Source organism: Dyella sp. AtDHG13 (assembly GCF_003201105.1).
Lineage (GTDB): Bacteria > Pseudomonadota > Gammaproteobacteria > Xanthomonadales > Rhodanobacteraceae > Dyella > Dyella jiangningensis_B.
The window spans coordinates 120,069-146,854 of sequence record NZ_QICJ01000009.1; the positions used below are offsets into that span (position 1 = coordinate 120,069).

A 26,786-nucleotide genomic window follows, 5' to 3' on the forward strand; every position below is an offset into this window, starting at 1 on the left:
TGGATGCCCATGAAGCCCCCGCCCCATGGATCGGTGTGAACAACCACGCTCCCTTCGCACGGGCCGCGCCAGGGCGCGGCTCGCGTGATGCCTTCATGCCGGCGTCGCGATGCTCTCCACGCGCACGTCGGCGAGCAGCGCATCCACCACGCGCCGCTCCACGAAACCGGTTTCATCGTTCATCGCATTGGCCGCGCCACAGGCCACCGCCAGGCGCAGCGACTCGCCGAAGGCCAGGCCACGCCGGTGCGCCACGGCCAGGCCGGCGAGAAAGCAATCGCCCGAGCCCACTGCGTTCATGCTCCGCCTTGGCGGTATCGATGCGTGCCACACCCGTTCGCCATCGAGCCCCAAAGCACCCTGTTCGCCCAGCGTGACGACCGGCCGCACAACGCCGCGCGCGTACAGATCGCGCAACAGCGCTTCGGCTTGCGGTAACGAATCCACCGCCCGACCGGTCAGTTGCTCCGCTTCGTCGCGGTTGGGCTTGATGACGCAAGGACACGCATCCACCACCTGCCGCAACGCATCGCCGCTGGCATCGACCAGGCAGGCCAGCCCCACGCTGCTGGCCTGACGCACGATGCGCGCATACGCATCGCTTTCAAAACCGCGCGGCAGGCTGCCGGTGAGCACCAGCATGTCGCTGTTGTCGAGCGCACGCTCCAGCGTGCGGAGCAGTTGATCGCGCGTGGCGGCGCCGAGCAGTGGGCCGGGGTCGAGCACCTCGGTCATGCGGCCGTCGCGTTCGCGCAAGGCCAGGCATTGGCGCAGGCTGTCATTGATCTCCACGCCGTGGAACAGCACGCCACGCTCGCTCATGCGTCGCGCGATGACATTGCGGTGCGTTGCGTCGATCAGGCCAACGAGTTGCACCGGCTCGCCCAGCGCGGCGATGGTCTGCGCCACGTGCACGCCCTTGCCGCCGGGATAGCTCTGCACCGAGCTGGCGCGCTGCACGACGCCAGGTTGCAGCGCATCGAGCGTCACCAACCGGTCGATCGCCGTGTTGAAGCCGCCCACGGTGATCACGCCGCCGCCTCCAGCAGCGCGCGTACGTCCGCCTCACTGCCCTGGCAGGCGGTGCCGCCGATGCCCCGCGTGGAAAGCGAACCGCAGGCGCTGCCCCAGCGCAGGCAATCGCGCAGCGGCATGCCGCGCCGCCATGCGTGCAGAAAGCCGGCGTCGAAGGAATCGCCGGCGCCCGTGCTGTCGAGCACGTCCACGGCGTGGGCCGCCACGGCAAGCGGCGTTCCGTCGTCCTGCAATGCAATGCAGCCGTCGCCGCCGAGCTTGACCACGCTCAGCGTGTGTCCGTTGCGCAAGGCATGCAGCGCTGCATATGGCGTGGATTCGCCGCTGATCGCGCAAGCCTCGCGCTCGTTCGGCAGGAACACGTCCACCAGCGGCAGCAGCGCCAGCAGTTCCCTGCCCCAGCGCTGATGCGGATCGAAGCCAGGATCGAGCGACACGGTAAGCCCTGCGCGACGCGCGCGCTCGAACAGTTCGCGCAGCCCCGGGCGCAGCAGGTCCTGCAGGTAGTACGACGACACATGCAGATGGCCGCAGCCGGCCAACCGCTCGTCGGTGATCATGTCCTGACGCAAGGCACCGATGGCGCCGGCGCAGGTCACCAGCGCGCGATCCTGCCGCGACGACAAGGCCACGGTGATGCCGGTCTGCAGCGAGGCATCGCGCCGCACGCCGGATACATCGATGCGCGCCTCGCGCATCGCATCGACGCAGTAGTCGCCCCAGCCGTCGATGCCGGTGACACCCACGAAGGCGACGGGATGGCTCAGGCGCGCCAGGCCCATCGCGCAGATCATCGACGAGCTGCCGGGCCCCTGGCGAAAGCCGGAGGCGAGCACCTCGCCGCCGAACTCCGGCAGGCGCTCGCAACCGGTGAGCACCAGGTCGACGTTGATCTCGCCGGCGATCAGCAGCGGTTTCACGCGCCGCCCTCCGCGCCGTGGATGGCGAACGCCTGCACCACGCGCGTGAGCACGCCCTGTGATGGCGCATCCGGTTGCTGGCCCAGGGACAGGCAACGGAACAGGGCAAGCAGCTGGCCGGCGACCACATGCACCATCGCCTGCTGCGCTTCGTCCAGTTGCGAAAGCCCGGGCAGTTCGACGGCGACATCGCCGGGCCCGATCACGTCCGCCGGAATGGCCTCGCCCACCACGATGCGCACACCGCCCAGTTTCTTGCGCGCGATTTCGCGCAGCAGATCCAGTTCGTAGGCGCGCACGGCCGGCGCGCCGGAGAGGAAGGCGATGACCGGGCATGGGCGATCCAGCCAGGACATCGGCCCGTGGCGCAGGCCCAGATAGGTTTCGCACATGGCGCTGACCGCGCCGCCGGACATCTCCAGCATCTTCAGCGCCGCTTCGCGCGCGGCGCCGAACGCCGCGCCGCTGCCGAGATACAGCGCGGCGTCGAAATCGGCGGCGCCCTCGCGCGCCAAGGCGTCGCCATATCGTTCGAACAACATGGTGGCGATATTCGCGGCGAGATCCGCCACGCCGGCGTCCACCTGCGTTGCATGGGCATGCAGCAGGCCGCTGCCGCCCAGCACGAGATTGGTGAAGCTGCTGGTCATCACCAGGCTGCGGTCGTTGGTGCGCGGCGACAGCTGCAGCACGCGCACGCGCGGCTCGCTGCGGTAGCGCGTGGCCAGTTGGCCCTGCACGTTGCAGGTCACCACCAGATGCCGGTAGTCCGGCTCCGCTTCCAGCACCTGGTCCACCACGCTGGCGCTTTCCGGGCTGTCGCCCGAGCGCGCGATCGACACCAGCAGGCCGCGCCCCCGGGGCAGCGTGCCGCGGCGATGCGTGAGCAAGGTGCCCGCGGCAATCGCCTGGGCGGGGATGCCCAGCCCTTCCTGCAGCACCGGCGCCAGGCACTCGCCCACGTAGACGGAGCTACCCGAGCCGGTCAGCGCGATGTGCCGCGGCTCGGCCGCGAGCAGCCCACCCAGCATCGCCCGCGTCGCGGGGTCGGCGAGCCGCGAGGCCGTGTCACGCCACGTATCGGGCTGCTGAAGGATCTCGCGCAGGGTGTCGGCGTAGCCCAGCCGTGCCTGCTCGGCGGGCGAGGCGGCTTTCAGCGAGTCCAGCGTCGGAACAGTCACGGAGGGTTTGACAGGCATGGGCATCTGATGAAATATGATGTGAAACGAAACAACACGAAACCTCAATCACAAGGTATTCGAAATGAAACGCAAGTTGCAAGCGCCGTCGTTCTCCTCCACCAAGCTGGCCTCGCTGGCGCTTTCGCACGGCAAGCGCACGCGCCTGTGGCGCCTGCTGTACGGCAGCGGCCCGCGCAACGGCAGCCTGCTGGTGCTGCCGCTGGACCAGGGGCTGGAGCACGGCCCCACCGATTTCTTTCCCCACCCGCCGGCCGTCGATCCGGGCTATCAGTTCGAGCTCGCCGAGGCTGGCGGCTTTTCCGCCATCGCGCTGGGCATTGGCCTGGCCGAGAAGTACATGACGGAGTACTGCGGCCGCGTGCCGCTGATCCTCAAGCTCAACGGCAAGACCAACATCCCCAGCGACGCGGAGGCGACCTCGCCGCTGTTCGCCTCGGTGGAGGACGCCGTGCGCCTGGGCGCCGACGCGGTGGGCTACACCATGTACGTCGGCTCGCCGCGCCAGCACGACGAGTTCCGCCAGTTCGAGAAGGTGCGTCAGGACTGCGAGCGCTTCGGCATGCCGCTGGTGCTGTGGTCGTACCCGCGCGGCAGCGCGGTCAACGCCAAGGGCGGCACCAACACGCTCTATGCGCAGGACTACGCCGCGCGCGTGGCGCTGGAGCTGGGCGCGGACATCGTGAAGCTGCACGAGCCCAACGACAGCGTGGCCAACGTGCCCGCGCCCTACGACAAGCTGCAGGAAGACGCCGCCGCGCGCTGCGCGCGCGTGGTGCGTTCGGCCGGCCGCACCATGGTGCTGTTCTCCGGCGGCGAGAAGAACGACGATGACGCGGCCGTGCTGCGCAAGGTGGAGTTCTACATGCAGAGCGGCGCCAGCGGCGTGATGTTCGGCCGCAACATGTGGTTGCGCCCGTTCGACCAGGCGGTGTCGCTCACCCGCCAGGTGCACGACATCATGGCGCGCTATCCGGGCTGATCGGGACACACACGATGCGTGACGCGAACCCTCGCGCCCGGCGGCGATTCGACCCGGCTCACCGCCACTTGCTCACCGCGACCCGCACGGGCTGCGGCTGCTGCGCGCCGCCGATGCTGGGCGGCGGCAGCGGCAAGAACCCGCTGCAGACCGCGGCGAAACCGCAAGGCGAGGAGCTGCGCCTCACCGACTTCCAGCCGCGCAGCATGCTGCACGTGCCGGTGACGCGGGTGGAAAAGCCCGCGTTTCCGGTGATCGACGTGCACACGCACCTGAGCTGGATGAGCGAAACGCGCAACGGCGTGTCGCTGGGCGAGGCGATGACCTACTTCGCCGATCCCGCCGAGCTGGTGGCGCTGATGGACCGCAAGGGCATCCGCGCCATGGTCAACCTCACCGGCGGCACCGGCAAAGGGCTGGAGGAAACCATCGCGCGTTTCGATGCGGCGGCGCCCGGCCGGTTCCGCACGATGACGGAACCCTCGTTCGCGCTGTTTACCCAAACGGACTACCCACGCCTGCAGGCCGAGGCCATCGAGCATGCGCACCGCATCGGCGCGGCAGGGCTGAAGCTGCTGAAGACGCTGGGACTCTACCTGCGCGAGGGCATCGACCAGGGCGAACTGGTCGGCGTGGACGATGCGCGCTTCGATCCCATGTGGGAAACCTGCGCATCGCTCAAGATGCCGGTGTTCATCCACACCTCCGATCCGGAAGCGTTCTTCCTTCCCGGCGACAGCGCCAACGAACGCTACGAGGAACTGGCCAGGCATCCGGACTGGTCGTTCTACGGCCCGGAATACCCCAGCCATCGCGACCTGCTGGCCGCGCGCGACCGCGTGATCGCGCGCCACCCGAACACCACCTTCGTGCTGATGCACGTGGGCAACCAGGCCGAAGACCTGGCCGCCATCGCCGACTGCATGGACCGCCACCCCAACGTGCAGGTGGACATCAGCGCGCGCATCAGCGAACTCGGCCGCCAGCCGCGCATGGCGCGGCGTTTCTTCGAGCGCTACCAGGACCGCATCCTGTTCGGCACCGACGCCGTGCCGCCGCCCTACGGCAACGACGTGCCGCAGCAGTTGCTGGGCGACGAGCTCTACGAGATCTACTACCGCTTTCTGGAGACAGAAGACGAGTACTTCGATTACGCTCCTTCCGCCGTACCGCCGCAGGGGCGTTGGTCCATCTACGGCGTGGGCCTGCCGCGGGAGATCCTGCGCAAGCTTTATCACGACAACGCGGCGCGACTGCTGGGCATGCCCTGATTCACGCCGGTGGCAGGATGCCTAGTCCGCGCCACGCCGCCGGACCGGGCCAGCCCACCAGGAAAGGAACCATGACGACACGACGCAAGGCCGCCCCGCCCCCGCCGAAACTGCTGGTGGAAGAACGCCGGCGCCGCATCGTGGAGCGGGTGAACGAAAAGGGCCGCGCCACCGTCGACGAACTGGTGGCCCTGTTCGACATCTCGGCGGTGACCATCCGCGCCGACCTGGAAGCGCTCGACCGCGCCGGCGCCATCAGCCGCTCGCACGGCGGCGCGCTGCCGGCCACCACGACGCAGCTGGACACGCCGCTCAACATCAAGGAAACCCGCCACCACGCGCAGAAGCTGCGCATCGGCCAGGCGGCGGCGCAGCTGATCGAGGACGGCGATACGGTCATACTCGACTCCGGCTCCACCACGGTGGAAATCGCGCGGCAGATCCGCCAGCGCAAGTGGACGTCGCTCACGGTGATCACCAACGCGCTGAACATCGCGATGGAGCTGTCGGCCACGCAGGGCGTGCGGGTGATGATGCTGGGCGGCCTGCTGCGCCAGACCTCGTACTCGCTGGCGGGGCCGGATGCGGAACAGGCCCTGTCGCGGCTCTCCGCCGATCGCCTGTTCCTGGGCGTGGACGGCCTGGACCCGGCGGTGGGCGTGACCACGCCCGACCCGCTGGAGGCCTCGCTCAATGCGCTGATGATCCGCGTCTCGCGCCAGACCATCGCCGTGCTCGACGCCAGCAAGTTCGGCCAGCGCAGCCTGTCGGTAATCGCCCCGGTGAAGGACCTGGACATGGTGATCAGCGACACCGCCGCCCCGGCGGAATACGTCGAGGCGCTGGAAAGCAAGGGCGTGAAAACGCTGCTGGTGTAACCGCGCGGCTCAGCGCGGCACGCGCAGCTGCGAATGGCGCAGGGCCTCGTCGTGCTCGACCTCGTCATGGCCGGCGATGTCCAGCGTGTCCTGCACGCCGTGGCCGGTCGGGTGGTGCATGGTGGGCGGCACGGTGATCTCGGCGGTATCGCCATCCGGCACGACGGTATCCGGCGGGGGGATATGCTGCATTGGGCGCTCCTGGCAAACGCGCGGATTCTACCCGCCCACCGTCTCAGGCGCGGCTATCCTCGCCGCCACCCGCCGGCCGGGCCATTCCGATTACACTCCCCCGAGCTTCACAGGGGATGGCAAGGATGATCGTCGGCATTGACCTGGGTACCACGCATTCGCTGATCGGTACCTACGGAGAGCAAGGCTCGGTTCTGTTTCCCAATGCGCTGGGCGACCTGCTGACACCGTCGGTGGTCAGCGTGGATGGCGATGGGCACATCATCGTCGGCCGCGCCGCGCGGGACCGCATGGTCAGCCACCCGGACACCAGCGTGGCGACCTTCAAGCGCTTCATGGGCACGGCGCGCGAAACGCGCCTGGGCAAGCACGCCTTCCGCCCGGAAGAACTGTCGGCGCTGATCCTGCGCGCGCTGATCGCCGATGCCGAAGCAGCCACCGGCGAAAAGGTCACCGAGGCGGTGATCAGCGTGCCGGCGTATTTCTCCGACGCCCAGCGCAAGGCCACCCGCGCGGCCGGCGAGCTGGCCGGCATCCGTGTCGAGCGCCTGATCAACGAACCCACCGCCGCCGCGCTCGCCTACGGCCTGCAGGAGAAACCGGACGGTTCGCGCTTCCTGGTGTTCGACCTCGGCGGCGGCACCTTCGACGTGTCGGTGCTGGAAATGTTCGACGGCGTGGTGGAAGTGCATGCGAGCGCGGGCGACAACTTCCTGGGCGGCGAGGATTTTCTCGACGTGATGGAAAGCGCCTTCCTCAGCGATGAGAAGATCGCGCTCGACACACTCACCGCGCAGGAGCACGGCCAGCTGCGTCGCCGGCTGGAACAGGCCAAGCGCGAACTCGGCGCGCAAGGCAGCGCCGGCATCGAATGGCGCCTGGGCGAACGCCAGCTGAGCTGGCAGATCGACGAGGAACGCTTCGCGCGCCTGTGCGATCCGCTCGTGCAGCGCATGCGTGCGCCGCTGGAGCGCGCGATGCGCGACGCGCGCCTGCAGCCGGAACAACTGGAGGAAATCGTGCTGGTCGGCGGCGCCAGCCGCATGCCGCTGGTGGCGCGCCTGGTGTCGCGCATGTTCGGGCGCCTGCCGTTGCGGCACATCAACCCGGATCAGGCCATCGCGCTCGGCGCGTGCATCGCCGCCGGCCTCAAGTCGCGCGACCAGCGGCTGGACGAGGTCATCCTCACCGACGTGTGCCCTTACACGCTGGGCACCAAGGTGTCCCGCCGCGACGAACAGGGCCGCGAGCAGACCGGCTTCTTCGCGCCCATCATCCATCGCAACAGCACGGTGCCCGTGAGCCGCGAGGAAACCTTCCAGCCGTTCCGCGACAACCAGACCAAGCTCACGCTGGAGGTGTACCAGGGCGAGCACCCGATGGCCGAGCGCAACATCAAGCTGGGCGAACTGGACATCCCGCTCTCGCCGCAGCGCACCGCCGCGCAGAATGCGGTGAACCTGCGTTTCACCTACGACGTGAACGGCGTGCTGCAGGTGGAAGCCACCCTGCTCGCCACCCAGGAACGTCACGAGCTGGTGCTCGAACAGAACCCCGGCCTGCTCACGCCCGCGGAAATCCGCGCGCGCCTGCAGGCGCTGGAGGGCATCAAGATCCATCCGCGCGACAAGCACGAGAACATCGCCCTGCTCGCGCGCGCCGAGCGCCTGTACGAGGAATACATCGCCGCGCGCGCGCAGCTGCAGCAGTGGATCGCGCAGTTCCGCAACGTGCTGGACACGCAGGACGAACAGCTCATCCGCGAACACCGCCGCCAGCTGAGCCAAGCGCTGGACGCCATGGAAGCCCACGTATGACCACGCCGCTGGCGTGGTTTGGGTTGCCGCACGACGCCGATGAAAGGGAACTCAAGCGGGCTTATGCGAAGCGGCTGAAGGAGGCGCGGCCGGATGTCGATCCGGAAGGCTTTCAGGTTCTGCGCGAAAAGTACGAAGCCGCAATGGCGTGGTGCAGGCACAGGCCAACCGCCGCCATGCCTGGCGCGCAACTTGACCACGGCGAAGACGCACAGCCATCTCCTGCGGCGGACGTGCCGCTCGACAAGACAGCTTCGGAGTTGCCGCCCACGCCGGAGCACAGTGAGCCGGCATCCTCGTGGCGCGTTCAGTCAGTTTCCGAGTCCGCCAAGGCAGAGGCGCCTTTCGACGTCGACGCCTTTGTCTGGGCGTACTTGCAGGTGTGCGCTCACGAAGACGCCGCGCAGCTGCAGCGCTGGCTACAGGATCAACCGGCGCTGTGGTCGCTGCGCCACAAGCACACCGCCGGCAACGCCCTGATGCAGCGACTGTTTGCGGACCCGCCGCCGATGGCGGAGGGCAGCTTCGATGCCACGCTGGAATTCTTTCACCTTGACCAGGCACGTTCGGCGTTCGATCCGCTTCGCATACGGCAACTGCGCGAAACGATGCAGGAGCGTCTCACTGCCCAGCGCCGTGCCGAAGCCATGGTGCAGGACTGGGGTGCCGCGCCCGAGTCGTTCGATGCCGATGCTTTCTACGTGTGGTTCTGCCTATCCGCGATGGAGAGTTCCAGCGGACAGCTCGAGATTCTGCTCCAGGCACAACCGGCACTGCGTTCACTTACGTTGAGGCGACAGGCAGCACCGCTCCTGCTCAAGCGCCTGTGCCGCGAGCGTCCACCGATGCCCAGCGAAGCCTTCGAGCTGCTCTCGCGCGTTTTCCGCTTCGCCGACCATGCGCGTGACATCGAACGGTGGCAATCCTCGCTGGAGGAACTGCCGTACGAGCTGGAGATTCAATGGCTCACGCTGCCGCGTCAGCTCGTCAAGCTTTCTGCCTATACGTATGTGCCTGGCAAGCCCTATGCGGAAGTCCTTCGCACCAAGCGCAGCATGCATTGGGCATCGAAGCCATTCCGCTGGTGGTGGGTGCTCTGCATCTGCCTGATGCCCGGCCTGCCGCGCAACCTGGGCTTTTTCTTCTGGAGGCTGTCCGGCGGCAGGCTTTCCCGTCTGTCCTACCGTTTCGATCCGCGCATGGTGCAGTTTTTCCTGCGCGCAGGAGACGCGGCGCGCATCACCGCACCACGCCTGTTTGTGGGAGGGATCCGCTGCGCCGTGCTGCTGGCCTTGGCCGTCGTTTGCGACCTGCTGCTGCCGAATAAAGCGACTCTTGGTGACAGCGCAAGGTGGGGCCTGACCTTTGTTGCCTCGGTCTGCACGTTGGGCTGGATCGGCTTTATGTCGATGCTGGCGCTGACGCGCTGGCAGGCGCGGCCTGAAGAGCCGGTCACAAGGCTGCCGTGGCTACGTCTGGCATTTATTCCGCTACTCACCGTGCCGCTTCTTGCCTGGACCCTTCTCAGCGGCGCAACCCTGGCCGGCGAATCCTTAATGCTCGCGCTGGCCTGGCTGGCCTATGCGCGCTTTCGCGCCCGTCGGCCACCCAAGGAGGCACCGCGCTCCGGTAAGTCCATGCTCGCCGCGGGCGTCACCGTGCTATTGGCGCTGATCGTCGTGCCGCTCTCGATCACGCCTGCCCTTGGCGCGATCACGCTCTGGATGGCGGACGCGCTCAAGCAAGGCTCCAGGCTGCGCTTTCGGCGCCCGGCCTCCGCGACAACGGACTGACCGCACCACGGTGTCATTCAACCTTTTGGTTGACATTTGTCCGTCGCAGGTAGATATTCAACCTCATGGTTGAATTAACTACTCCCGCCCTGGACGCCGTCTTCCAGGCCCTCACCGACGCCACCCGCCGCGCCATGCTGCACAGCCTCTCCGAGGGCGAACGCAATATCGGCGAGCTCGCCGCGCCGTTCGACATGTCGCTGGCGGCCGCCTCCAAGCACGTGAAGGTGCTGGAACGCGCCGGGCTGGTCCGGCGGACGATCAAGGGGCGCACGCACACCTGCCGGCTGGAGCCTGCACCGCTGGCCGCCGTCGACGACTGGCTGCGCTTCTACGAACGGTTCTGGAACCACCGGCTCGACGCCCTCGACGCCTTGCTCAAGGCGGAAGACGAAGCCGCCGGCAAACCCCAACCCCACGGGACTCCGCGATGAACACCACGACCCTGCGCACGCTGCGCATCAGCCGCCATTTCGACGCCAGCCCCGAGCGCGTGTTCGATGCGTGGCTCGACCCCGCCACTGCCGGGCGCTGGCTGTTCTCCGCGCCCAACGGCGAGATGGTGAAGGTGGATATCGACGCGCGCGTTGGCGGGCACTTCTGCTTCCGCGACCGTCGCGACGGCGTGGACGTGGATCACGTGGGCGAGTACCTGCAGATCGACCGCCCGCGCCGGCTGGTCTTCACTTTCGGCGTGCCCAAATACTCCGAGGCGATGACGCGCGTCACCATCGACATCGTGCCGGTGGGCTCCGGCTGCGACCTCACCCTGCTGCACGAAGACGTGCTGCCGGAATGGGCGGACGCCACCACGGAGGGATGGACCGGCATCCTCGAACACCTGCAGCAGAACCTGCATCGCCATCCCTCGCGCCAGCTGCTCGCCGCCGACACCATTCGCTTCGAGCGCCTGCTGCCCGGCCCCATCGAGCGCGTGTGGTCCTATCTCACCGACTCCGACAAGCGTGGCCAGTGGTTGGCCACCGGCACCATGGAACAGCGCGTGGGCAGCGAGTTCGAGCTGCGCTTTCACCACGTCGAACTCTCGCAGACACCCTTGCCTCCGCCCGAACGCTTCAAGGACTATGCCGACGGCCTGTCGTCGCGCCATCGCGTGCTCGCCTGCGAACCGCCGCATCGCCTCGCCATGACCTGGGGCGCGCTGGACGATCCATCGGAAGTCACTTTCGAGCTGGCTCCCGAACATGGACAAGTTCGCCTGACGGTGACGCACCGCAAGCTCAAGGCCAGCGACATCGCCGGCACCAGCGGCGGCTGGCATACGCACCTCGACGTGCTGGCCGACCGTCTGGACGGCCATTTGCCGCAGCCGTTCTGGCCGGTCTTCAGCCATCTGCTGGCGCGCTACGAGGGGCTTTCGGGCGAGTGAGGCTTCGGACGTTTGCGGCGATTGCCCCGCCCTTGGGATAAGAGTAGGTTCCAGGGGCGGTTATCTCCACGCAGACGCGAGGTGTCGCCATGGGCGTGCGCCATTACCTGAAGCCGGGTTCCCTGCAGGCTATCGTTCTCGCCGGGCTATTGCTCTGCCCCGCCCTTCGCGCCACGGAAGATGCGCTGCCTACCATTCCCATCGACACGCAGTCGCCGCCGCCGAAGGTGGTGAGCTATAGAGCGACTCCGGACGTGCCCACGAGCCGCACCGATCCGTTCAATCGTCCGGAGGACGATGGCCGCCCCGGCGAGTATTTCTTCTATCTTGGCGCGCTGGCGAACCAGAAGGGCGACTATGCGCACGCCATCGCCATGTTCCAGGTGTCGGCCTCGTGGGCGTACAAACCGGCTGAGTACAACCTGGGCGTGCTGTATCTCAACGGCCACGGCTCGCCGGTGGACCTGCCGCGCGCCATGGCGTGGTTCGCGCTGGCGGCGGAGCGCAACGAACCGCAATACGTCTATGCCAAGCAATTGCTCTACGCGCACCTGACGCCGGATCAATTCGACCAGGCCAATGTCATCTGGCGCGAGCTGCTGCCGACCTACGGTGACGCCACCGCGCTGCCGCGCGCCAAGGCACGCTGGCGCGAAGTGCTGATCTCCGCCACGGGCTCGCGCGTGGGTTCGGCGGCGCCGCACCTGATGGTCGGCGGCATGTCGGGCAGGAACGGCCATGAGTCGTTTCCCAACTACGACGTGGGCAACGGCGGCATCCTCGCCAACTCTCCGGGCGAAGTCACGGGCGTGCACCAGACCGATGGCGTCATCGCCTACGAGCAGTTGCGCGCGAGCAGCGATCCCTACGATCCGAAGTTCACCTCGTACCTGCGTTCGGGCACGGTCACCGTGGGCATCCTGCGGCCGGTGAAGCCGGACGATCCGGCGCTGCGCAAGTTGAATCCACCGATGGACAGTTCGCCTGCCGATCATCAGCCGTAGTCGGCACTGCTGCGCACCGCATACGCCGTCCTGAAGGGCTCACGCAAGCAAGCGGCGTTGCGCGAACTGCGCACCAACGCGCCGGAATTCTTCACACCGACTGCACTGCCGCCATGGCAGCGCGCTGCCTTTCGGTGAACTGCATCACGCGCAAAAGCCGCTAACTGCATCGCGCGTGACCGCATGAACTTGCCTCGCGCCGACGAAGGCGTTCTGTCACATACACGCAGTGTCATGCCGGCTGCCGCCGCATGGGGAGCGGCTTGGCAAGCGCATCGAACGCCTCGCCACACGCCACGGCGGTTCATCGCGCGGCAGCGCGCCGCGTCGCAACCAACCCGATATCACGAAGGGAGTTCGTCATGAAATCTCGCAGCAAGCTGTTTGCACTGTGCATGCCCGCCATCAGCGCCTTGCTTTGCGCCGGCCTGGCCACGTCGGCATCGGCCGCCACCGTTACCCGCACGCTGGTGGTGGAACCGGACCAGGGCCTTACGCCCATCTACAACCTGATCCAGTCGGCGACCCGCAGCATCGACATGACCATGTACGAACTGGTGGACACCCAGGCGCAGTCCCTGCTTTGCCAGGCCGCCGCCAACGGCGTGGCGGTGCGCGTGATACTCGACCAGAACCTCGAATACAACAACAACCTCAGCGCCTACAACCAGCTCAACAGCTGCGGCGCGACGGCCGTGTGGGCTTGGACCAAGTACGACGCCACGCATGAAAAGGCCATCGTAGTCGACGGCACCACGGCGGCGATCATGTCGCTCAACCTGACCAGCCGCTATTACAGCGACACGCGCGATTTCGCGGTGATCGAGAATGATGCAGCCGACGTCGCCGCCATCGAGAGCACCTTCAATGCCGACTTCGCCGCGCAGACCATCACGCCGCCGGTGGGCGACGACCTGGTGTGGAGCCCGACCAACGCCAAGACCCAGCTGGTCAACGTGATCAACAACGCGCAGTCCACCCTGCAGGTCGAAAACGAGGAAATGAGCTACGGCACCATCGTCACCGCGCTGGAGAACGCAGCCAAGCGCGGCGTGAACGTCACGGTCTGCATGACCAACGACAACAACGACTACGCCACCGAGTTCAATGCGCTGAAAAAGGCCGGCGTGCACATCACGACCTATGCCTATACCGCGCCGCTGTACATCCATGCCAAGGCCATCGTGGCCGACTACGGCACGACGCATGCCACGGCGTTCGTGGGTTCGGAGAACTTCTCGTCGAACTCGATCAACTACAACCGCGAGCTTGGCCTGGTGACGTCCGACACCAACGTGTTGACCGGCCTGCACACCACGCTGGCCAGCGACTACGCCGGCGGCACGGCCTGGTAAGCGGCACGACGGCCGGGGCGCATTCGCGCTCCGGTCGTTCCACTTGGCCTCATTTGCCGCGCGGACGAAACTCCAGCGGGTAGACGTCGCGGGCTGCCGCTGGCGGCTTGGGACCGCAGGAGCCACAGGTATCGCAGCCATCGCTGCAGTTGCCGGTGGACTGCTTCGGTTGCAGGCGGTGCGCCAGCGCCCGCTGCCATGCGGCGCTGTCGGCGCGGTCAAGGCGCAGCGCCAGCGTGGCGAGCCAGCGGCTGGTCATCCGTGGCGCGAGCTTGCGCAGCGTGATCCACGCGCCGATCAACACGACTACGCCGACCACCGCGTACTGCAGGAGCAGGCCTGTACTCATGTCAGCCAGCTCGCGATCTGGTACGTGAGGAAGGAAGCGACATACGCCACCGCGAACATGTAGCCGAAGGAGATACCCACGTTGCGCCACGAGTTGGTCTCGCGGCGGATCACCGCCAGCGTGGACATGCACTGCGGCGCGAACGCAAACCACACCAGCAGCGACAACGCGCTGGCCAGCGAGAAGTTGGCCGTCAGCGCCTGCGCCAGGCCCGCGCCATCGGCATCGCCACCACCCACCGCGTACACCGTGGCCAGCGCGGCGACGGCGGTTTCGCGCGCGGCGAAGGCGGGAATCAGCGACACGCTCATCTGCCAGTTGAAACCGATCGGCGCGAAGATGTACTGCAGGCCGCGGCCGATGTAGCCGGCGAAGCTGTAGTCGATGGCGGGTCCTGTGGCGCCGGCCGGCGCCGCCGGGAAGCTCGACAGGAACCACATCAGGATGGTCAGGCCCAGGATCACGCCGGTGAGGCGCTTGAGGAAGATCATGCCGCGCTCCCACAGGCCGATGGCCACGTCGCGGACATTGGGCAAGCGGTACGAAGGCAGCTCCATCAGCAATGCATGCTCGCTGCGGTCGCGACGCATCTTCTTCATCACCCAGCCCACCGCCATGGCGCCAACGATGCCCACCGCGTACAGCGCGAACAGCACCAGGCCCTGCATGTTGAAGATGCCCAGCACGCGGCGGGTGGGAATGAAGGCGCCGATCAGCAGCGCATACACCGGCAGGCGCGCCGAACAGGTCATCAGCGGCGCGACCAGGATGGTCGACAGCCGGTCGCGTGGATCGGTGATGCTGCGCGTACCCATGATGCCGGGAATGGCGCAGGCAAAGCTGGAAAGCAGCGGGATGAACGAACGCCCGGTCAGGCCCACCGACACCATCAGCCGATCGAGCAGGAAGGCCGCGCGCGGCAGGTAGCCCGACTCCTCCAGCACCAGGATGAAGAAGAACAGCACGAGGATGACGGGCAGGAATCCGACCACGGTACCCAGGCCGCCGAACACGCCGTCGACCAGCAGGCTTTGCAGCGGCCCCGCGGGCATCCATGACGTGACGTGTTCGCCCAGCCAGCCGAAACCGTCACCGATCAGGTCGGACATGGGCTTGCCGGCCGCGTACACCGCCTGGAACACCAGGAACATCACCGCCGTGAGTATCGCCAGGCCGAACACCGGGTGCAGCGCCCAGCGATCCAGCGCGTCGTCGATCTTTGCGGTGGCGCGCGGCATGGTCACGGTCGCCGCCAGCAACTCACGCACCTGCGCATGGAGGTCCGCGCGGCTGGCCGCGTCGTCGGGCTGTGCCGGCGCGGCCTGCGGGATCTCGCCATCCACCCGGGCAATCAGCGCCTGCACGCCGTTGCGCTTCACCGCCACGGTTTCCACTACGGGCATGCCCAGGCGGCGCGACAGTTCCGCCACGTCCACCACGATGCCGCGACGGCGCGCGGCATCCATCATGTTCAGCGCCAGCACCACGGGCAGCCCAAGCCGCTTCACTTCCAGCACGAAGCGCAGGTGCAGCCGCAGGTTGGTGGCGTCGGCCACGCAGACCACCAGATCGGGCACGCTTTCGCCGGGATAATTGCCTTCCAGCACGTCGCGGGTGATCTGCTCGTCGGGGCTGGTGGCATCGAAGCTGTACGTGCCGGGCAAGTCGAGCAGGTGCAGCACGCGGCCGGAAGGCGCGGTGAAACGGCCTTCCTTGCGCTCCACCGTCACGCCAGCGTAGTTGGCCACCTTCTGGCGGCCGCCGGTGAGCTGGTTGAACAACGCGGTCTTGCCGCAGTTGGGATTGCCGACCAGGGCAATGCGCAGCGTGCCGGCGCTCATGCGGCGGCCTCCGTAGTCACCAGCACGCGCTCAGCTTCCTTGCGACGCAGGGCGAAGCGCGTGGAGCCGATCTGGATCAGCAGCGGATCGGCGCCCAGCGGCCCCTGCGCCACCATGCGCACCGGCTCGCCCGACACGAAACCGAGGTCGCGCAGGCGCTGCGCGATCGCGTCGGAAGCATGAGCATCGTCCACTCGGTCCACCACGGCAGTAGCCCCTTTCGGAAGATCGGACAGGCGCACTGGTCACCAACTTAAATAAGAATGGTTCGCATTGTACATTACTCCCCCGTGGACTGCAGCGCGACACATGGCTGCCATGCCCGGGCGCCGCCGCAAGAACATGAACGCTAAACCTCGTCCCTCGCCCGGCACTTGGAACCCGGCGTCCGCGCCCCGATAGCCGTCCCATGGGGCGTCGCGGCAGCAAGGCGGCACCCACGCTCCGCCAGATCCCCCTTTGATGCCGAGGTCCACATGGCTCTGTTCACCCGACATGCGGCCGGGTTACGCCTGGAACGCATGCAAGCTTCGCCGCAGTACGGCGGCGAAGGCTTCATCAACACCTACCGCTCCAGCGCGCCGCGCATCGAGGACGAGCGGCCCTCCCTGGTCGATTTCATTTTCCGCGGGGAAGGCCGTACGCCCTCCAAGCCCCTGCCCTCGCTCGATCCGCGCCCATCGTGGACACGGCCCGTGGAAACCGGCCTGCGCGCCACCTGGCTGGGCCATTCCACCGTGCTGCTGGAAATCGACGGCGTGCGCGTGCTCACCGACCCGGTATGGGGCGAACGCGCGTCGCCCTTCTCCTTCATGGGCCCCAAGCGCTTCCAGCCAGTGCCGGTGGACATCGCCGCGCTGCCGCCACTGGATGCCGTGCTGATCTCGCACGACCACTACGATCACCTCGACTACCCGAGCATCCGCGCACTGGCGAAACTGCAGGTGCCCTTCATTACCTCGCTGGGCGTGGGCGTGCATCTGGAAGCATGGGGCGTACCGCCCGAACGCATCATCGAGCTGGACTGGTGGGAAAGCACCACATTGCCGCGCGGGCTGACGCTTACCGCCGCCCCGTCGCACCACTTCTCCGGCCGCAGCCTGCGGGACCGCAACGCCACGCTGTGGTCCTCCTTCGTGCTGCGCGGCGAACGCCATAGCGTTTTCTTCAGCGGCGACACGGGGCTGTCGCCGCATTTCGCGGAGATCGGCCAGCGACTCGGGCCGTTCGACCTGGTGATGATCGAGGTCGGCGCGTTCCATCCGTCGTGGGGCAGCGTGCACCTGGGCCCGGACAACGCCATCACCGCGTGGCGCCAGTTGGGCAGCGGAAGCTTCCTGCCCGTGCACTGGGGCACCTTCAACCTGGCCATGCATCCCTGGGCCGAACCCGCCGAAGTCCTGCTGGCCAAGGTGCCCGAAGGCCTGGTCATGCCACGGCTGGGCGAAGCCATCGAACCCGCGCGCGTGGAGAGCGTGCAACCGTGGTGGCGCGACGTGAGCGCCGGCCACTGGCAGGGATCGGCGCTGGAAGCAGCGGAGTTTCTTGTGCTGCCGGCAAAGGATTAGTCCGCGTCCGACGAACCGCACGCATATCCAGCGAGCGCCTACACGAACTGGCGCGCGAAAGAATGCTCGAACAGCGCCGAAAAGGCGGTGAAACCCCCTGTAAAACAAGAATCGTCCGATTGTTCGCCTGCATGGCAAATGGCAAGTTTTCTTCAAGCCGGGACTGGTGCGGCGCATGGCACGCGCGCTCTGCATGGGCCCGGCATCCGGCCATTACCAGAACCAGGACCCATGACCGATCAGCCCAGGGATGCTGCTGGCGCACCGCCCTTGCCCCGCCGTGGAAGGACTCCCCTGTCCTCCAGCCAGCACGAAGACAAGGAACGCCTGGAGGCCTTCCTTCGCCAGCGGGATCTTCGCCGCGCCAAGGCCGAGCTGGCTCGCCTGCACACCGCCGCGCGCGAGCAGGGCGTGGAGTGCCTGAACACGACGTTCGAAGGCATACACGCGCTGTATCGGTTCCGCTGCCCGGCGGGCCACGAGTGGGACAGGAAGGGCGACGCCTCGTTGCAGCGCAACGCGTGTCCCCATTGCGCCGAAGCCTCGCGGTTGACGGTATTGGACGAAGCGCTTCGCATCGCGGAGGAACTCGGCGGGCGATGCCTGACGGAGCACCTGAAATTCGCATCGACCGAGGCCCTGTGGTGCTGTCGCCATGGACACCGCTGGCGTGCCCAGCCTCGGGAAATACGCCATGGCACCTGGTGTCCCGAATGCTCCGATCAGGTGCGCCTGCTCGTCCTGCGCGGCAAGCGCCGGCGCGGCTCCTGCCATCGCCAGCGGCTCCATGCCATCAACGACAAGGAAGATGGCGAGCTGGAGCATGACACCCTTCCGATCGACACCGCGCTGGCCTCGCCCGTGGAGGAACATGCGTCCGATGTCGACCCGCTCACATGGTTGCCGCCGGTGTGATGCGGATGCTTCGCGCAGCGGACATCGCCTTCCATGAAACGAGCAAGGACGCGTTGAAGCGCTGAACGCGCGTCCTGATGGCAGCGTGCACGCAAGCCGTTCATTGCCGTGTGTGCCCACGCGCGTGACGCGCCTTTCCCGGTGGTCCAGAATGTCGCCGAAGACATTCCATGGACCGCCTCATGCCTGATTTTCTCCACATCACGGACTCGCGCGGCGTCCGCCGCATCGCGCTGAACCGCCCGCAGGTGCACAACGCGTTCGACGACGGCCTGATCGCCGAACTCACGATGGCGCTGGAACACGCGGGCAAGGACGCCGCGGTGCGTGCCGTGGTGCTCACTGGCGAAGGCGCCAGCTTCTCCGCAGGGGCGGACCTGAACTGGATGCGCGGCATGGTGGGCGCGAGCGAAGCGGAGAACCGCGACGACTCGCTGCGACTCGCCAGCCTGATGCGCACGCTGCAATACCTGCCCAAGCCCACCATCGCCCGCGTGAATGGCGCGGCCTACGGCGGCGGCGTGGGCCTGGTGGCCTGCTGCGACATCGCCATCGGCGTGGACACGGCGCGCTTTGGCCTTACCGAAGTGAAACTCGGCCTTGTGCCGGCCGTGATCTCGCCCTACGTCATCCACGCCATTGGCCTGCGCCAGGCGCGCCGCCTGTTCCTTACCGGTGAACTGTTCGATGCGGCCACGGCGTTGCAGATCGGCCTGCTTCACCAATGCGTGCCCGCCGACCAGTTGGACGCCACTGTCCACGCCACCACCGCCCAGCTCGCCAAGGCCGGACCGGTGGCACAGGCGGAAGCCAAGCAGCTTGCCTTGCGCATGGCTGGCGCCGACGAGACGCACGCCGCCGCGCTCGACCGCGAGAACGCTGCCCTGATCGCCCGCCTGCGCGTGTCCGCGGAAGGCCAGGAAGGGCTGGGGGCATTCCTGTCCAAGCGGGCACCTGCTTGGTGCGTGCAGGACTGAGGCGTCGCATACTCGGCATCTCACCACGCAAGGGAGCCATGCCGTGATCGATCACGTGGGGTTGCAGGTGTCGGGCTACGAACGCAGCCGCGAGTTCTACCGCAAGGTGCTTGCGCCGCTGGGCGGCGAGCTGATCCTGGAAGTGACGGCGGAGCAGACCGGCGATGGCGCCCACGCCGGCTTCGGCATGCACGGTCGCCCCACCTTCTGGATCGGCACCTCGCAGCACGCCAGCCACCCGTCCGGCTCGGTGCACGTGGCGTTCACGGCGCCCAACCGCGCGGCGGTGATGGCCTTCCATCGTGCCGCGCTCGACGCCGGCGCCAAGGACAACGGCGCGCCGGGCCTGCGCCCGCACTACCACGCGCACTACTACTACGGCGCCTTCGTGCTCGATCCGGACGGCCACAACATCGAAGCCGTCTGCCACGCGCCGGAATGACTCCCGCCACGGACATCACGCCATGACCCATCCCATCATCAACATCGCCGACGTCGAGTTGCAGCCCTTTCCGCCCGGCATGGGCCCTACCGGCGATACCGCCGAGCGCTTCGAGGCACGCATGGGCCGCTTCTCCATGCAGATCGGCGCGAAGAAGCTGGGTTACAACATCACCGCCGTGCCGCCGGGCAAACGCGCGTTTCCGCTGCACAACCATCGCGTCAACGAGGAGATGTTCTTCATCCTCGAAGGCAGCGGCGAGGTGCGCATCGGCAGCGAGCGCCATCCGATACGCGCCGGCGACGTGATCGCCTGCCCGCCGGGCGGCCCGGAGAAGGCGCACCAGATCATCAACACCGGCACCACCGAGCTGCGCTATCTCGCGGTGAGCACCAAGGAAACGCCGGAGATCTGCGAATACCCGGACACCGGCAAGATCGGCATCCTCGCCGAATACCCGCCCGCCGCCGATGGCTCGCCGCAAGGTTTCAGGATGGTGACGCGCGCGGACATGCAAGTGGGCTACTGGGAAGGCGAATAGCAAGGCCAGCGGCATGCCCATGCTGCGCTGCGCATCGGCGGCAGCGCGGCAATCTGCTAGTTTTGGCGGCTTCGCACCATCCCCGGAAGCCGCATGTTCGAGCGCGTACTCATTGCCAACCGCGGCGAGATCGCCTGCCGCGTCATTCGCACCTGCCGTCGCCTCGGCATCCATACCATTGCGGTGTATTCGGAGGCCGACGCCAGTGCGCAACACGTGCGGCTGGCCGACGAGGCCTGGCCGATCGGCGGCCCGCGACCCACGGAATCCTACCTGCGTGGCGAGGTGATCCTGGACGTCGCGCGCAAGAGCGGCGCGCAGGCGATCCATCCCGGCTATGGTTTTCTCTCCGAGAACACCGCCTTCGCGCGCGCCTGCACCGAGGCCGGCATCACCTTCATCGGCCCGCGTCCGGAAAGCATTGACGCCATGGGTTCCAAGGCCGCCGCCAAGGCGCTGATGGAACAACACCAGGTGCCGCTGGTGCCCGGCTACCACGGCGCGGACCAGTCCGACGCGGTGCTTGCCGAACAGGCGCGCCGCACCGGCTTCCCGCTGATGATCAAGGCCGCGGCCGGCGGTGGCGGCAAGGGCATGCGCATCGTGCGCAGCGAGGCGGAATTTGCCGATGCGCTGGCTTCCGCGCAGCGCGAAGCCGCCAGCTCGTTCGGCGATACGCGCGTGATTCTCGAGCGCTATGTCGAACACCCGCGCCACATCGAATTCCAGGTGTTCGGCGACACGCAGGGCAACGTGATCCACCTCAACGAGCGCGAGTGCTCAGCGCAGCGTCGCTACCAGAAGGTGCTGGAGGAAACGCCCTCGCCCTTCCTCGACGACGCACGGCGCGCGGCGATGGGCGCCGCCGCGGTGGCTGCCGCCAAGGCGGTGAACTACGTCGGCGCCGGCACGGTGGAATTCATCGTCGGCCAGGACGGCGAGTTCTTCTTCATGGAAATGAACACGCGCCTGCAGGTCGAGCATCCGGTGACGGAGGAAACGCTGGGTCTGGACCTGGTGGAATGGCAGCTGCGCGTGGCCGCCGGCCAGCCCTTGCCGCTCGCGCAGGAACGAATCAAGGCGCACGGCCATGCGATCGAAGTGCGCCTGTATGCCGAGGACCCCGACCAGAACTTCCTGCCCGGTTCCGGCAAGCTGCTGAAGCTGCGCCTGCCCTCGCCTTCTCGCCACGTGCGCCTGGACGGCGGCGTGATCGAGGGCGACACCGTCACCATCTTCTACGACCCGATGATCGCCAAGCTCATCGTGTGGGACGTGGATCGCCCGCAGGCCTTGCAGCGCCTGCGCGATGCGCTGATGGCCTGCGAGATCGTCGGGCCCAAGTCCAATATCGCGTTCCTGGAACGCCTGTCGCGCCATCCGGTGGTGGTCGAAGGCCGCATCGACACCGGCTATCTGGATCGTCATCTCGACCAGTTCCTGGCCGGCGACGCTGCGCCCCACGCACGGGTGCTGTTCTCCGCCGCCGTCGCCGCGCTGATGGTCGACGAGAAGCATGTGCAGGCGACTGCCAGCGATCCCTATTCGCCATGGTCGCGCGCGGACGCCTGGCGCGTGGGCCATGCGGGCAAGCGCCTCGTTGCGCTCTCGCTGCACGGCCAGCGCCATGAAATCGAAGCCTATGGGCACGACGGCAACTATCGGCTCCGCCATGGCGACACCGCATGCGAGGTGCAAGGCGCGCGCCTCGGTGAAGAGGCGCTCAGTGCTCGCTTCGACGGCGAATCCGTGCGCGTGCCGCTGCGCGCCGACGCGGCGCGCGTCACCCTGCACGATGCCCACGGCAACCGCCATGCCTTCGAACGCGCGGCCGCGTTTGCGTGGGAATCGAAGGAAGCCGCGGGCGGTAACCAGATCGTCGCTCCCATGCCGGGCCGCATCGTGCTGGTGAAGGCACAAGCCGGCGACGCCGTCGAGGAAGGGCAGGAACTGCTGGTGATGGAAGCGATGAAGATGGAGCTGGCGCTGAAAGCGCCCCGCGCCGGCACGCTCGCAAGCATCCATGCCGCGCAAGGCGATTTTGTGGAAGCCGACACGGTTCTGCTGCGCTTCGCCGACTGACGCAACGCGCGGGTCAGCCCGCAGTCACACAAGCGCACAAATTTGCGATTACAAAGTGCGGGCTGCCACGAGGCAGCCCTTTCAAGGAAGAACCCCATGCTACGCAAGCCCGCCCTCCTCGGCCTGTTGCTGGCCGCCTCGACGTTTGCCATCCACGCCGAAGACGTCAAAGGCAGCAAGGATCATCCCCTGCTGAGCCGCTTCACCGGCGCCAAGATCGAGAACTACAAGCAGTCCGACTACGACGAAGCGGAGCTGCCGAACGCCCCCATCGCCACGAAGGACGGCAAGATGATGACGGTCGAAGGCCGCATCACCCGCATCGGCTATCGCATCGACGGCAATCACTCGCTGCTGGAAATCAGCCGCAACTACGAGCAGGCGTTGGCGGCGGGCAAGTTCCAGACCGTGTTCAGCTGCAAAGGCAGGGAGTGCGGCGAGGAGTTCAGTGCGGTCGTGGTCAACTCCGGCCGCGTGATGCCCGTGTCCTTTCCCGCCAGCTTCAACGACAAGCAGCGCGCCGTGCTGGCCAAGCGCAGCGGCCCGGACGGCGACACCTGGGCTTTCCTCTTCCTGATGGACGACACCGATTCCAACAAGGCCAATTACGTCTACGAGGAAATCGTCGAACCCAAGCCGATGGCGACGGGCCAGGTGAAGGTGCTCGATGCCAAGAGCATGCAGAATGCCTTGAACAGCGATGGCAAGGTCGCGCTCTACGGCATCTACTTCGACACCGACAAGGCCGACATCAAGCCTGAGTCGAAGCCGGAGCTGGCGGAGATGGCCAAGCTGCTCAACGACAATCCCAAGCTCAAGGTGTACATCGTCGGCCACACCGACAACCAGGGCCAGTTCGCGCACAACCTCGACCTGGCCCAGCACCGCGCGGATGCCGTGGCCAAGACGCTGGCCGCCGACTACAAGGTGCCGGCCGCACGCATGGCAGCCAAGAGCGTGGCATCGCTCGCGCCGGTAGCCAGCAACGCGGACGATGCCGGACGCGCCAAGAACCGCCGCGTGGAGCTGGTGGTCCAGTAACCGCCCTGCACTGAGCGCATTCGATGCCGGAAGCGATACGTCGCTTCCGGCTTTTTTTGTGTTGAACGCGTGATTTCCGGCGTCGGCGACGGGAACGCGCTATGCTCGATGGCATGAGCACAAACCATGTCCGCATCGTCGAAGTCGGCGCGCGCGACGGCCTGCAGAACGAGAAGACCCTGCTGCCGGCCGACGTGAAGATCGCCTTGATCGATCGCCTTTCCAGCACCGGCCTGAAGACCATCGAGGCCACCAGCTTCGTCAGCCCTAAGTGGGTGCCGCAACTGGCGGATGCCGCCGAAGTGTTCCAGGGCATCCGCAAGGTGCCCGGCGTGAGCTATCCCGTGCTCGTGCCCAACGCGCAGGGCTATGAACGCGCACACGCCGTCGGCGTGACGGAGATCGCCGTGTTCACGGCGGCGTCGGAAGCGTTCAACCGCAAGAACATCAACGCGTCGATCGACGAATCCATCGAACGCTTCATCCCAGTGATGAAGCGCGCGAAGGAAGACGGCGTGAAAGTGCGCGGCTATGTCTCCACCGTGCTTGGCTGTCCTTATCAGGGCGAGGTGCCGGTAAGCGACGTGGTGCGCGTGGCGCGCCGCCTGCACGAGCTGGGCTGCTATGAAGTGTCGCTCGGCGACACCATCGGCGTCGGCACGCCGGCCAAGGCGCGCGCCATGCTCAAGGCGGTGGCCGCGGAGGTGCCGATGTCCGCGCTGGCCGTGCATTTCCACGATACCTACGGGCAGGCGCTGGCCAATATCCTGGCCTGCCTGGAGGAAGGCGTGCGCGTGGTCGACAGCGCGGTGTCCGGCACGGGCGGCTGCCCGTATGCCAAGGGCGCCACCGGCAATGTGGCCAGCGAGGACGTGGTGTACATGCTGCACGGGCTGGGCATGGATACCGGCATCGACCTGGAGATCCTGGTCGCCACCGGCGCCTGGCTGGCCGGCCAGCTGCACAAGGAAACCGCCAGCCGCGTGACGCGCGCGCTCACCGCCGCCTGATCCGCCCGCGGGCGCCCTTGCCCGCCGGCATTCACTCCCGTCCGGGGCCGTTTCGTCGCCCCGGGCGCGTTTTCGTCGAAAAGCGCGCGCTGGCGGCAAGCGGGCTGGTTATGCTCCGGCACATCCCATCCAAGCCAAGGATGCTGTCGTGATGAAGAGCTTTTTCTTCGTAGCCCGCCTGGTCGTGTTCTGGTTCTTCGTGCTGCTGTTCGCGGCGCTGCTGCTCGCCAACAGCCCCATGTTCCGTTATCGCGATTCCGGGCCGGGGTTCGTGCTGGTGATCTTCATCGCCCTGCTCATGGTGGTGACCAGCGCGGTGTCGCATCTGCGCCGCGTGCGGCTGATCGCCGGCCATCTCGACGACAGCACCATGGGAAACCGCCAGCGGCGGCAGATCGAGATCCCCTTCGAGGCGGGCGAGGCGTTCGACCTGCTGGATGCGGCCATCCGCGAACTGCCGCGCACGGAAGACGTGGAAAGCGCGCGCGACAGCCTGCAGATCCGCGCCAAGGTGCAGCGTCCCAAGCCTTACGGACACAACCCGCTGGGCCGGCTGGATCCCTCGCGCTGGTTCGGCCACCTGCGCAACCAGATCTTCGCCACCGTCACGCCGGGCGACGGCACCGGTAGCGTCACCCTGATCTGCGAACCGGAGGCCGGCGCATGGAGCGACTGGTTCCGCGTGGACGACGGCACCAACCTGGAGAATGCCGAAGGCATCACCCGCGCCATCACGCGCCGCATCGCCGAAAAGCGCCGCAACGAGCAGATGCGCGCCCGCCAGACGGAAAGCGAGAAGGAACGCACCGTCGCGCGCCTCAACCTGCTGCACGCCCAGGTGGAACCGCACTTCCTCTACAACACCCTGGCCAGCGCGCAGTACCTCACGCGTACCGATCCGCAGCAGGCCGATCACATGCTGGGGCACCTGATCCACTACCTGCGCCATTCCCTGCCGCAGCGCGACGACGCGCTCTCCACGCTGGGCGACGAACTGGAACGCACCCGTGCCTATCTGGAAATCATGCGTCTGCGCATGGGCCCGCGACTGTCGCTGCAGATCGACGTGCCGGATGCGCTGCGCGCCATCGCCATCCCGCCGATGATGCTGCAGACGCTGGTGGAAAACGCCATCAAGCACGGCCTGGAACCCAAGCCCGGCGGCGGCACCGTGTGGATACTCGCCCGCCGCGACGACGGCGCCATCGCCATCACCGTGGCGGACGACGGGCGCGGCTTCAACGAGGCAGGCGGCGGCACCGGCATCGGCCTGAAGAACGTGCGCGAACGGCTGCGCCTAATCTACGGCGCGGAGGCCTCGCTCTCGGTCGTCAGCAACGTCCCCGAAGGCGTCGCCGCCACCCTCACCGTGCCTGCGCGCACCGACACCACGGATGACGCGTCGTGACCACCGCGATTCTTGCCGAAGACGAAAGCCTGCTGCGCACGGCGCTGCGCGACCTGCTCGCCCGCGTGTGGCCCGAGCTGCAGGTGCTCGCCGAATGCGAGGACGGCGCGAGCGCACTGGAAGCCATCGATGCGCAGCGGCCGGACATCGCCTTTCTCGACATCCGCATGCCCGGCCTCAACGGTTTGGAAGTCGCGGCAGCCGCCGCGGAAGCCAGTCCGGGAACACAGGTGGTGTTCACCACGGCGTATGACCAGTACGCCATCGATGCGTTCGAGCGTGGCGCGGTGGATTACCTGCTCAAGCCCATCACCGAGGCCAGGCTGCGCGCCACCATGCAGCGTCTGCAATCGCGAGTCGCACCCAAGGCCACCGAGGCCGCCGCGCTGTCGCAGCTGCTGCGCGACGTGCTGCTGCATTCGGGTGCGCGCGGCGAGCCGCTCACCTGGATCACCGCCAGCAACGGCCGCGAAACGCGCCTGATCATGGTGGACGACGTGGCCTATTTCCGCGCCGACAACAAGTACACCGTCGCCATGACGGCCGAGGGCGAAGCGCTGCTGCGCAAGCCCATCCGCGAACTGGCCGCCATGCTCGACCCGACCGTGTTCAAGCAGATCCACCGCTCCACCATCGTCAACCTTCGCGCGGTCGCCTCCATCGTGCGCGACGACACCGGCAAGGGCACGCTGCGCCTGAAGCAGCGGCCCGAGACGCTGGTGGTGAGCCAACCCTTCATGACGTTGTTCCGGAACATGTAGGCGGCGATGCCGCCA

Annotated in this window: 26 protein-coding genes; 19 read left to right on the forward strand and 7 right to left on the reverse strand. The window is 67.2% G+C overall.

The window, feature by feature from the left end; all coding sequences use genetic code 11:
- Nucleotides 1-93: 93 nt before the first annotated feature.
- The 3 genes from BDW41_RS15535 to BDW41_RS15545 are packed head-to-tail and all read right to left on the reverse strand — an operon-like array spanning nt 94 to nt 3,136.
- The gene (locus tag BDW41_RS15535; protein ID WP_074549922.1) at nt 94-1,032 is read right to left on the reverse strand and encodes a 1-phosphofructokinase family hexose kinase; all 939 of its coding nucleotides are present in this window, start codon (nt 1,030-1,032) and stop codon (nt 94-96) included.
- Complete coding sequence (locus BDW41_RS15540) at nt 1,029-1,955, reverse strand: sugar kinase (protein WP_074549924.1); 927 nt, start codon at nt 1,953-1,955, stop codon at nt 1,029-1,031. The genes BDW41_RS15535 and BDW41_RS15540 overlap by 4 nt, the downstream gene beginning before the upstream one ends.
- Nucleotides 1,952-3,136 carry a tagatose-6-phosphate ketose isomerase gene (locus BDW41_RS15545; RefSeq protein ID WP_233496897.1) on the reverse strand — a complete coding sequence of 395 codons (1,185 nt, stop codon included), beginning with the start codon at nt 3,134-3,136 and terminating at the stop codon, nt 1,952-1,954. Before BDW41_RS15545 ends, BDW41_RS15540 begins: the two co-directional genes overlap by 4 nt.
- Before the next feature lie 82 nt (nt 3,137-3,218).
- On the opposite strand from BDW41_RS15545, the gene BDW41_RS15550 reads away from it, so the two are divergent.
- The 3 genes from BDW41_RS15550 to agaR all read left to right on the forward strand — a co-directional run bounded on the left by BDW41_RS15550 (nt 3,219) and on the right by agaR (nt 6,285).
- Complete coding sequence (locus BDW41_RS15550; RefSeq protein WP_074549926.1) at nt 3,219-4,136, forward strand: fructose-bisphosphate aldolase; 918 nt, start codon at nt 3,219-3,221, stop codon at nt 4,134-4,136.
- A gap of 14 nt (nt 4,137-4,150) precedes the next feature.
- A complete protein-coding gene (locus BDW41_RS15555; RefSeq protein ID WP_233496898.1) occupies nt 4,151-5,407 on the forward strand; it encodes an amidohydrolase family protein in 1,257 nt (418 codons plus the stop codon).
- A 71-nt stretch (nt 5,408-5,478) separates the two neighbouring features.
- Complete coding sequence (gene agaR / locus BDW41_RS15560; RefSeq protein ID WP_074549930.1) at nt 5,479-6,285, forward strand: transcriptional repressor AgaR; 807 nt, start codon at nt 5,479-5,481, stop codon at nt 6,283-6,285.
- 9 nt (nt 6,286-6,294) lie between these two features.
- On the opposite strand, the gene BDW41_RS15565 is transcribed toward agaR, so the two are convergent.
- The gene (locus BDW41_RS15565; protein WP_074549932.1) at nt 6,295-6,477 is read right to left on the reverse strand and encodes a hypothetical protein; all 183 of its coding nucleotides are present in this window, start codon (nt 6,475-6,477) and stop codon (nt 6,295-6,297) included.
- Between the two features lie 125 nt (nt 6,478-6,602).
- Between BDW41_RS15565 and BDW41_RS15570 the strand changes: the two genes are divergently transcribed.
- The 6 genes from BDW41_RS15570 to BDW41_RS15595 all read left to right on the forward strand — a co-directional run bounded on the left by BDW41_RS15570 (nt 6,603) and on the right by BDW41_RS15595 (nt 13,836).
- Nucleotides 6,603-8,294 carry a molecular chaperone HscC gene (locus BDW41_RS15570; RefSeq protein WP_074549934.1) on the forward strand — a complete coding sequence of 564 codons (1,692 nt, stop codon included), beginning with the start codon at nt 6,603-6,605 and terminating at the stop codon, nt 8,292-8,294.
- Nucleotides 8,291-10,087, forward strand: coding sequence for a hypothetical protein (locus BDW41_RS15575; RefSeq protein WP_074549936.1), 1,797 nt, complete (start codon nt 8,291-8,293; stop codon nt 10,085-10,087). The genes BDW41_RS15570 and BDW41_RS15575 overlap by 4 nt, the downstream gene beginning before the upstream one ends.
- 65 nt (nt 10,088-10,152) lie before the next feature.
- Nucleotides 10,153-10,521, forward strand: a complete 369-nt coding sequence (locus BDW41_RS15580; protein WP_074549938.1) for a metalloregulator ArsR/SmtB family transcription factor — start codon at nt 10,153-10,155, stop codon at nt 10,519-10,521.
- Nucleotides 10,518-11,477, forward strand: a complete 960-nt coding sequence (locus BDW41_RS23530; protein ID WP_074549940.1) for an SRPBCC domain-containing protein — start codon at nt 10,518-10,520, stop codon at nt 11,475-11,477. Before BDW41_RS15580 ends, BDW41_RS23530 begins: the two co-directional genes overlap by 4 nt.
- An 89-nt stretch (nt 11,478-11,566) precedes the next feature.
- A complete protein-coding gene (locus BDW41_RS15590; RefSeq protein WP_074549942.1) occupies nt 11,567-12,481 on the forward strand; it encodes a sel1 repeat family protein in 915 nt (304 codons plus the stop codon).
- A gap of 362 nt (nt 12,482-12,843) precedes the next feature.
- The gene (locus tag BDW41_RS15595; RefSeq protein WP_158537002.1) at nt 12,844-13,836 is read left to right on the forward strand and encodes a phospholipase D-like domain-containing protein; all 993 of its coding nucleotides are present in this window, start codon (nt 12,844-12,846) and stop codon (nt 13,834-13,836) included.
- Between the two features lie 49 nt (nt 13,837-13,885).
- Here the strand turns inward: BDW41_RS15595 and BDW41_RS15600 are convergent, their stop codons facing one another.
- The 3 genes from BDW41_RS15600 to BDW41_RS15610 are packed head-to-tail and all read right to left on the reverse strand — an operon-like array spanning nt 13,886 to nt 16,268.
- Nucleotides 13,886-14,185, reverse strand: a complete 300-nt coding sequence (locus tag BDW41_RS15600) for a DUF6587 family protein (protein ID WP_074549944.1) — start codon at nt 14,183-14,185, stop codon at nt 13,886-13,888.
- Entirely contained in the window at nt 14,182-16,026 is a 1,845-nt protein-coding gene (locus BDW41_RS15605; protein ID WP_074549946.1) for a ferrous iron transporter B, read from the reverse strand. Before BDW41_RS15605 ends, BDW41_RS15600 begins: the two co-directional genes overlap by 4 nt.
- The gene (locus BDW41_RS15610; RefSeq protein WP_074549948.1) at nt 16,023-16,268 is read right to left on the reverse strand and encodes a FeoA family protein; all 246 of its coding nucleotides are present in this window, start codon (nt 16,266-16,268) and stop codon (nt 16,023-16,025) included. Before BDW41_RS15610 ends, BDW41_RS15605 begins: the two co-directional genes overlap by 4 nt.
- 234 nt (nt 16,269-16,502) lie before the next feature.
- On the opposite strand from BDW41_RS15610, the gene BDW41_RS15615 reads away from it, so the two are divergent.
- From BDW41_RS15615 to BDW41_RS15660, 10 genes are all read left to right on the forward strand, one after another.
- Nucleotides 16,503-17,594: an MBL fold metallo-hydrolase gene (locus BDW41_RS15615; protein ID WP_074549950.1), complete on the forward strand. Its 1,092-nt coding sequence runs from the start codon at nt 16,503-16,505 to the stop codon at nt 17,592-17,594.
- Nucleotides 17,595-17,825: 231 nt separating this feature from the next.
- The gene (locus BDW41_RS15620) at nt 17,826-18,509 is read left to right on the forward strand and encodes a hypothetical protein (RefSeq protein ID WP_074549952.1); all 684 of its coding nucleotides are present in this window, start codon (nt 17,826-17,828) and stop codon (nt 18,507-18,509) included.
- A gap of 182 nt (nt 18,510-18,691) precedes the next feature.
- Nucleotides 18,692-19,486: an enoyl-CoA hydratase/isomerase family protein gene (locus BDW41_RS15625; protein WP_074550074.1), complete on the forward strand. Its 795-nt coding sequence runs from the start codon at nt 18,692-18,694 to the stop codon at nt 19,484-19,486.
- Nucleotides 19,487-19,529: 43 nt separating this feature from the next.
- A complete protein-coding gene (locus BDW41_RS15630; RefSeq protein WP_074549954.1) occupies nt 19,530-19,928 on the forward strand; it encodes a VOC family protein in 399 nt (132 codons plus the stop codon).
- A gap of 22 nt (nt 19,929-19,950) precedes the next feature.
- Nucleotides 19,951-20,469, forward strand: a complete 519-nt coding sequence (locus tag BDW41_RS15635; protein WP_074549956.1) for a cupin domain-containing protein — start codon at nt 19,951-19,953, stop codon at nt 20,467-20,469.
- A 93-nt stretch (nt 20,470-20,562) separates the two neighbouring features.
- Nucleotides 20,563-22,551 (forward strand): biotin carboxylase N-terminal domain-containing protein, encoded by a 1,989-nt coding sequence (locus BDW41_RS15640; protein ID WP_074549958.1) that lies wholly within the window; start codon nt 20,563-20,565, stop codon nt 22,549-22,551.
- 96 nt (nt 22,552-22,647) lie between these two features.
- A complete protein-coding gene (locus BDW41_RS15645; protein WP_074549961.1) occupies nt 22,648-23,592 on the forward strand; it encodes an OmpA family protein in 945 nt (314 codons plus the stop codon).
- A 113-nt stretch (nt 23,593-23,705) separates the two neighbouring features.
- Nucleotides 23,706-24,602: a hydroxymethylglutaryl-CoA lyase gene (locus tag BDW41_RS15650; RefSeq protein WP_074550076.1), complete on the forward strand. Its 897-nt coding sequence runs from the start codon at nt 23,706-23,708 to the stop codon at nt 24,600-24,602.
- A gap of 151 nt (nt 24,603-24,753) precedes the next feature.
- On the forward strand, nt 24,754-26,010 hold the full coding sequence (locus BDW41_RS15655) for a histidine kinase (RefSeq protein ID WP_074549963.1): 1,257 nt from the start codon (nt 24,754-24,756) through the stop codon (nt 26,008-26,010).
- Nucleotides 26,007-26,771: a LytTR family DNA-binding domain-containing protein gene (locus BDW41_RS15660; protein WP_074549965.1), complete on the forward strand. Its 765-nt coding sequence runs from the start codon at nt 26,007-26,009 to the stop codon at nt 26,769-26,771. Before BDW41_RS15655 ends, BDW41_RS15660 begins: the two co-directional genes overlap by 4 nt.
- Nucleotides 26,772-26,786 lie beyond the last annotated feature (15 nt).

Excerpts from the sequence above, each read along its gene's own strand:
- BDW41_RS15550 (WP_074549926.1), top strand. The coding sequence starts at position 3,219 with ATGAAACGCAAGTTGCAAGCGCCGTCGTTCTCCTCCACCAAGCTGGCC.
- BDW41_RS15555 (WP_233496898.1), top strand. The coding sequence starts at position 4,151 with ATGCGTGACGCGAACCCTCGCGCCCGGCGGCGATTCGACCCGGCTCAC.
- agaR (WP_074549930.1), top strand. The coding sequence starts at position 5,479 with ATGACGACACGACGCAAGGCCGCCCCGCCCCCGCCGAAACTGCTGGTG.
- BDW41_RS15565 (WP_074549932.1), bottom strand. The coding sequence starts at position 6,477 with ATGCAGCATATCCCCCCGCCGGATACCGTCGTGCCGGATGGCGATACC.
- BDW41_RS15570 (WP_074549934.1), top strand. The coding sequence starts at position 6,603 with ATGATCGTCGGCATTGACCTGGGTACCACGCATTCGCTGATCGGTACC.
- BDW41_RS15575 (WP_074549936.1), top strand. The coding sequence starts at position 8,291 with ATGACCACGCCGCTGGCGTGGTTTGGGTTGCCGCACGACGCCGATGAA.
- BDW41_RS15580 (WP_074549938.1), top strand. The coding sequence starts at position 10,153 with ATGGTTGAATTAACTACTCCCGCCCTGGACGCCGTCTTCCAGGCCCTC.
- BDW41_RS23530 (WP_074549940.1), top strand. The coding sequence starts at position 10,518 with ATGAACACCACGACCCTGCGCACGCTGCGCATCAGCCGCCATTTCGAC.
- BDW41_RS15590 (WP_074549942.1), top strand. The coding sequence starts at position 11,567 with ATGGGCGTGCGCCATTACCTGAAGCCGGGTTCCCTGCAGGCTATCGTT.
- BDW41_RS15595 (WP_158537002.1), top strand. The coding sequence starts at position 12,844 with ATGAAATCTCGCAGCAAGCTGTTTGCACTGTGCATGCCCGCCATCAGC.
- BDW41_RS15600 (WP_074549944.1), bottom strand. The coding sequence starts at position 14,185 with ATGAGTACAGGCCTGCTCCTGCAGTACGCGGTGGTCGGCGTAGTCGTG.
- BDW41_RS15605 (WP_074549946.1), bottom strand. The coding sequence starts at position 16,026 with ATGAGCGCCGGCACGCTGCGCATTGCCCTGGTCGGCAATCCCAACTGC.
- BDW41_RS15615 (WP_074549950.1), top strand. The coding sequence starts at position 16,503 with ATGGCTCTGTTCACCCGACATGCGGCCGGGTTACGCCTGGAACGCATG.
- BDW41_RS15620 (WP_074549952.1), top strand. The coding sequence starts at position 17,826 with ATGACCGATCAGCCCAGGGATGCTGCTGGCGCACCGCCCTTGCCCCGC.
- BDW41_RS15625 (WP_074550074.1), top strand. The coding sequence starts at position 18,692 with ATGCCTGATTTTCTCCACATCACGGACTCGCGCGGCGTCCGCCGCATC.
- BDW41_RS15635 (WP_074549956.1), top strand. The coding sequence starts at position 19,951 with ATGACCCATCCCATCATCAACATCGCCGACGTCGAGTTGCAGCCCTTT.
- BDW41_RS15640 (WP_074549958.1), top strand. The coding sequence starts at position 20,563 with ATGTTCGAGCGCGTACTCATTGCCAACCGCGGCGAGATCGCCTGCCGC.
- BDW41_RS15645 (WP_074549961.1), top strand. The coding sequence starts at position 22,648 with ATGCTACGCAAGCCCGCCCTCCTCGGCCTGTTGCTGGCCGCCTCGACG.
- BDW41_RS15650 (WP_074550076.1), top strand. The coding sequence starts at position 23,706 with ATGAGCACAAACCATGTCCGCATCGTCGAAGTCGGCGCGCGCGACGGC.
- BDW41_RS15655 (WP_074549963.1), top strand. The coding sequence starts at position 24,754 with ATGAAGAGCTTTTTCTTCGTAGCCCGCCTGGTCGTGTTCTGGTTCTTC.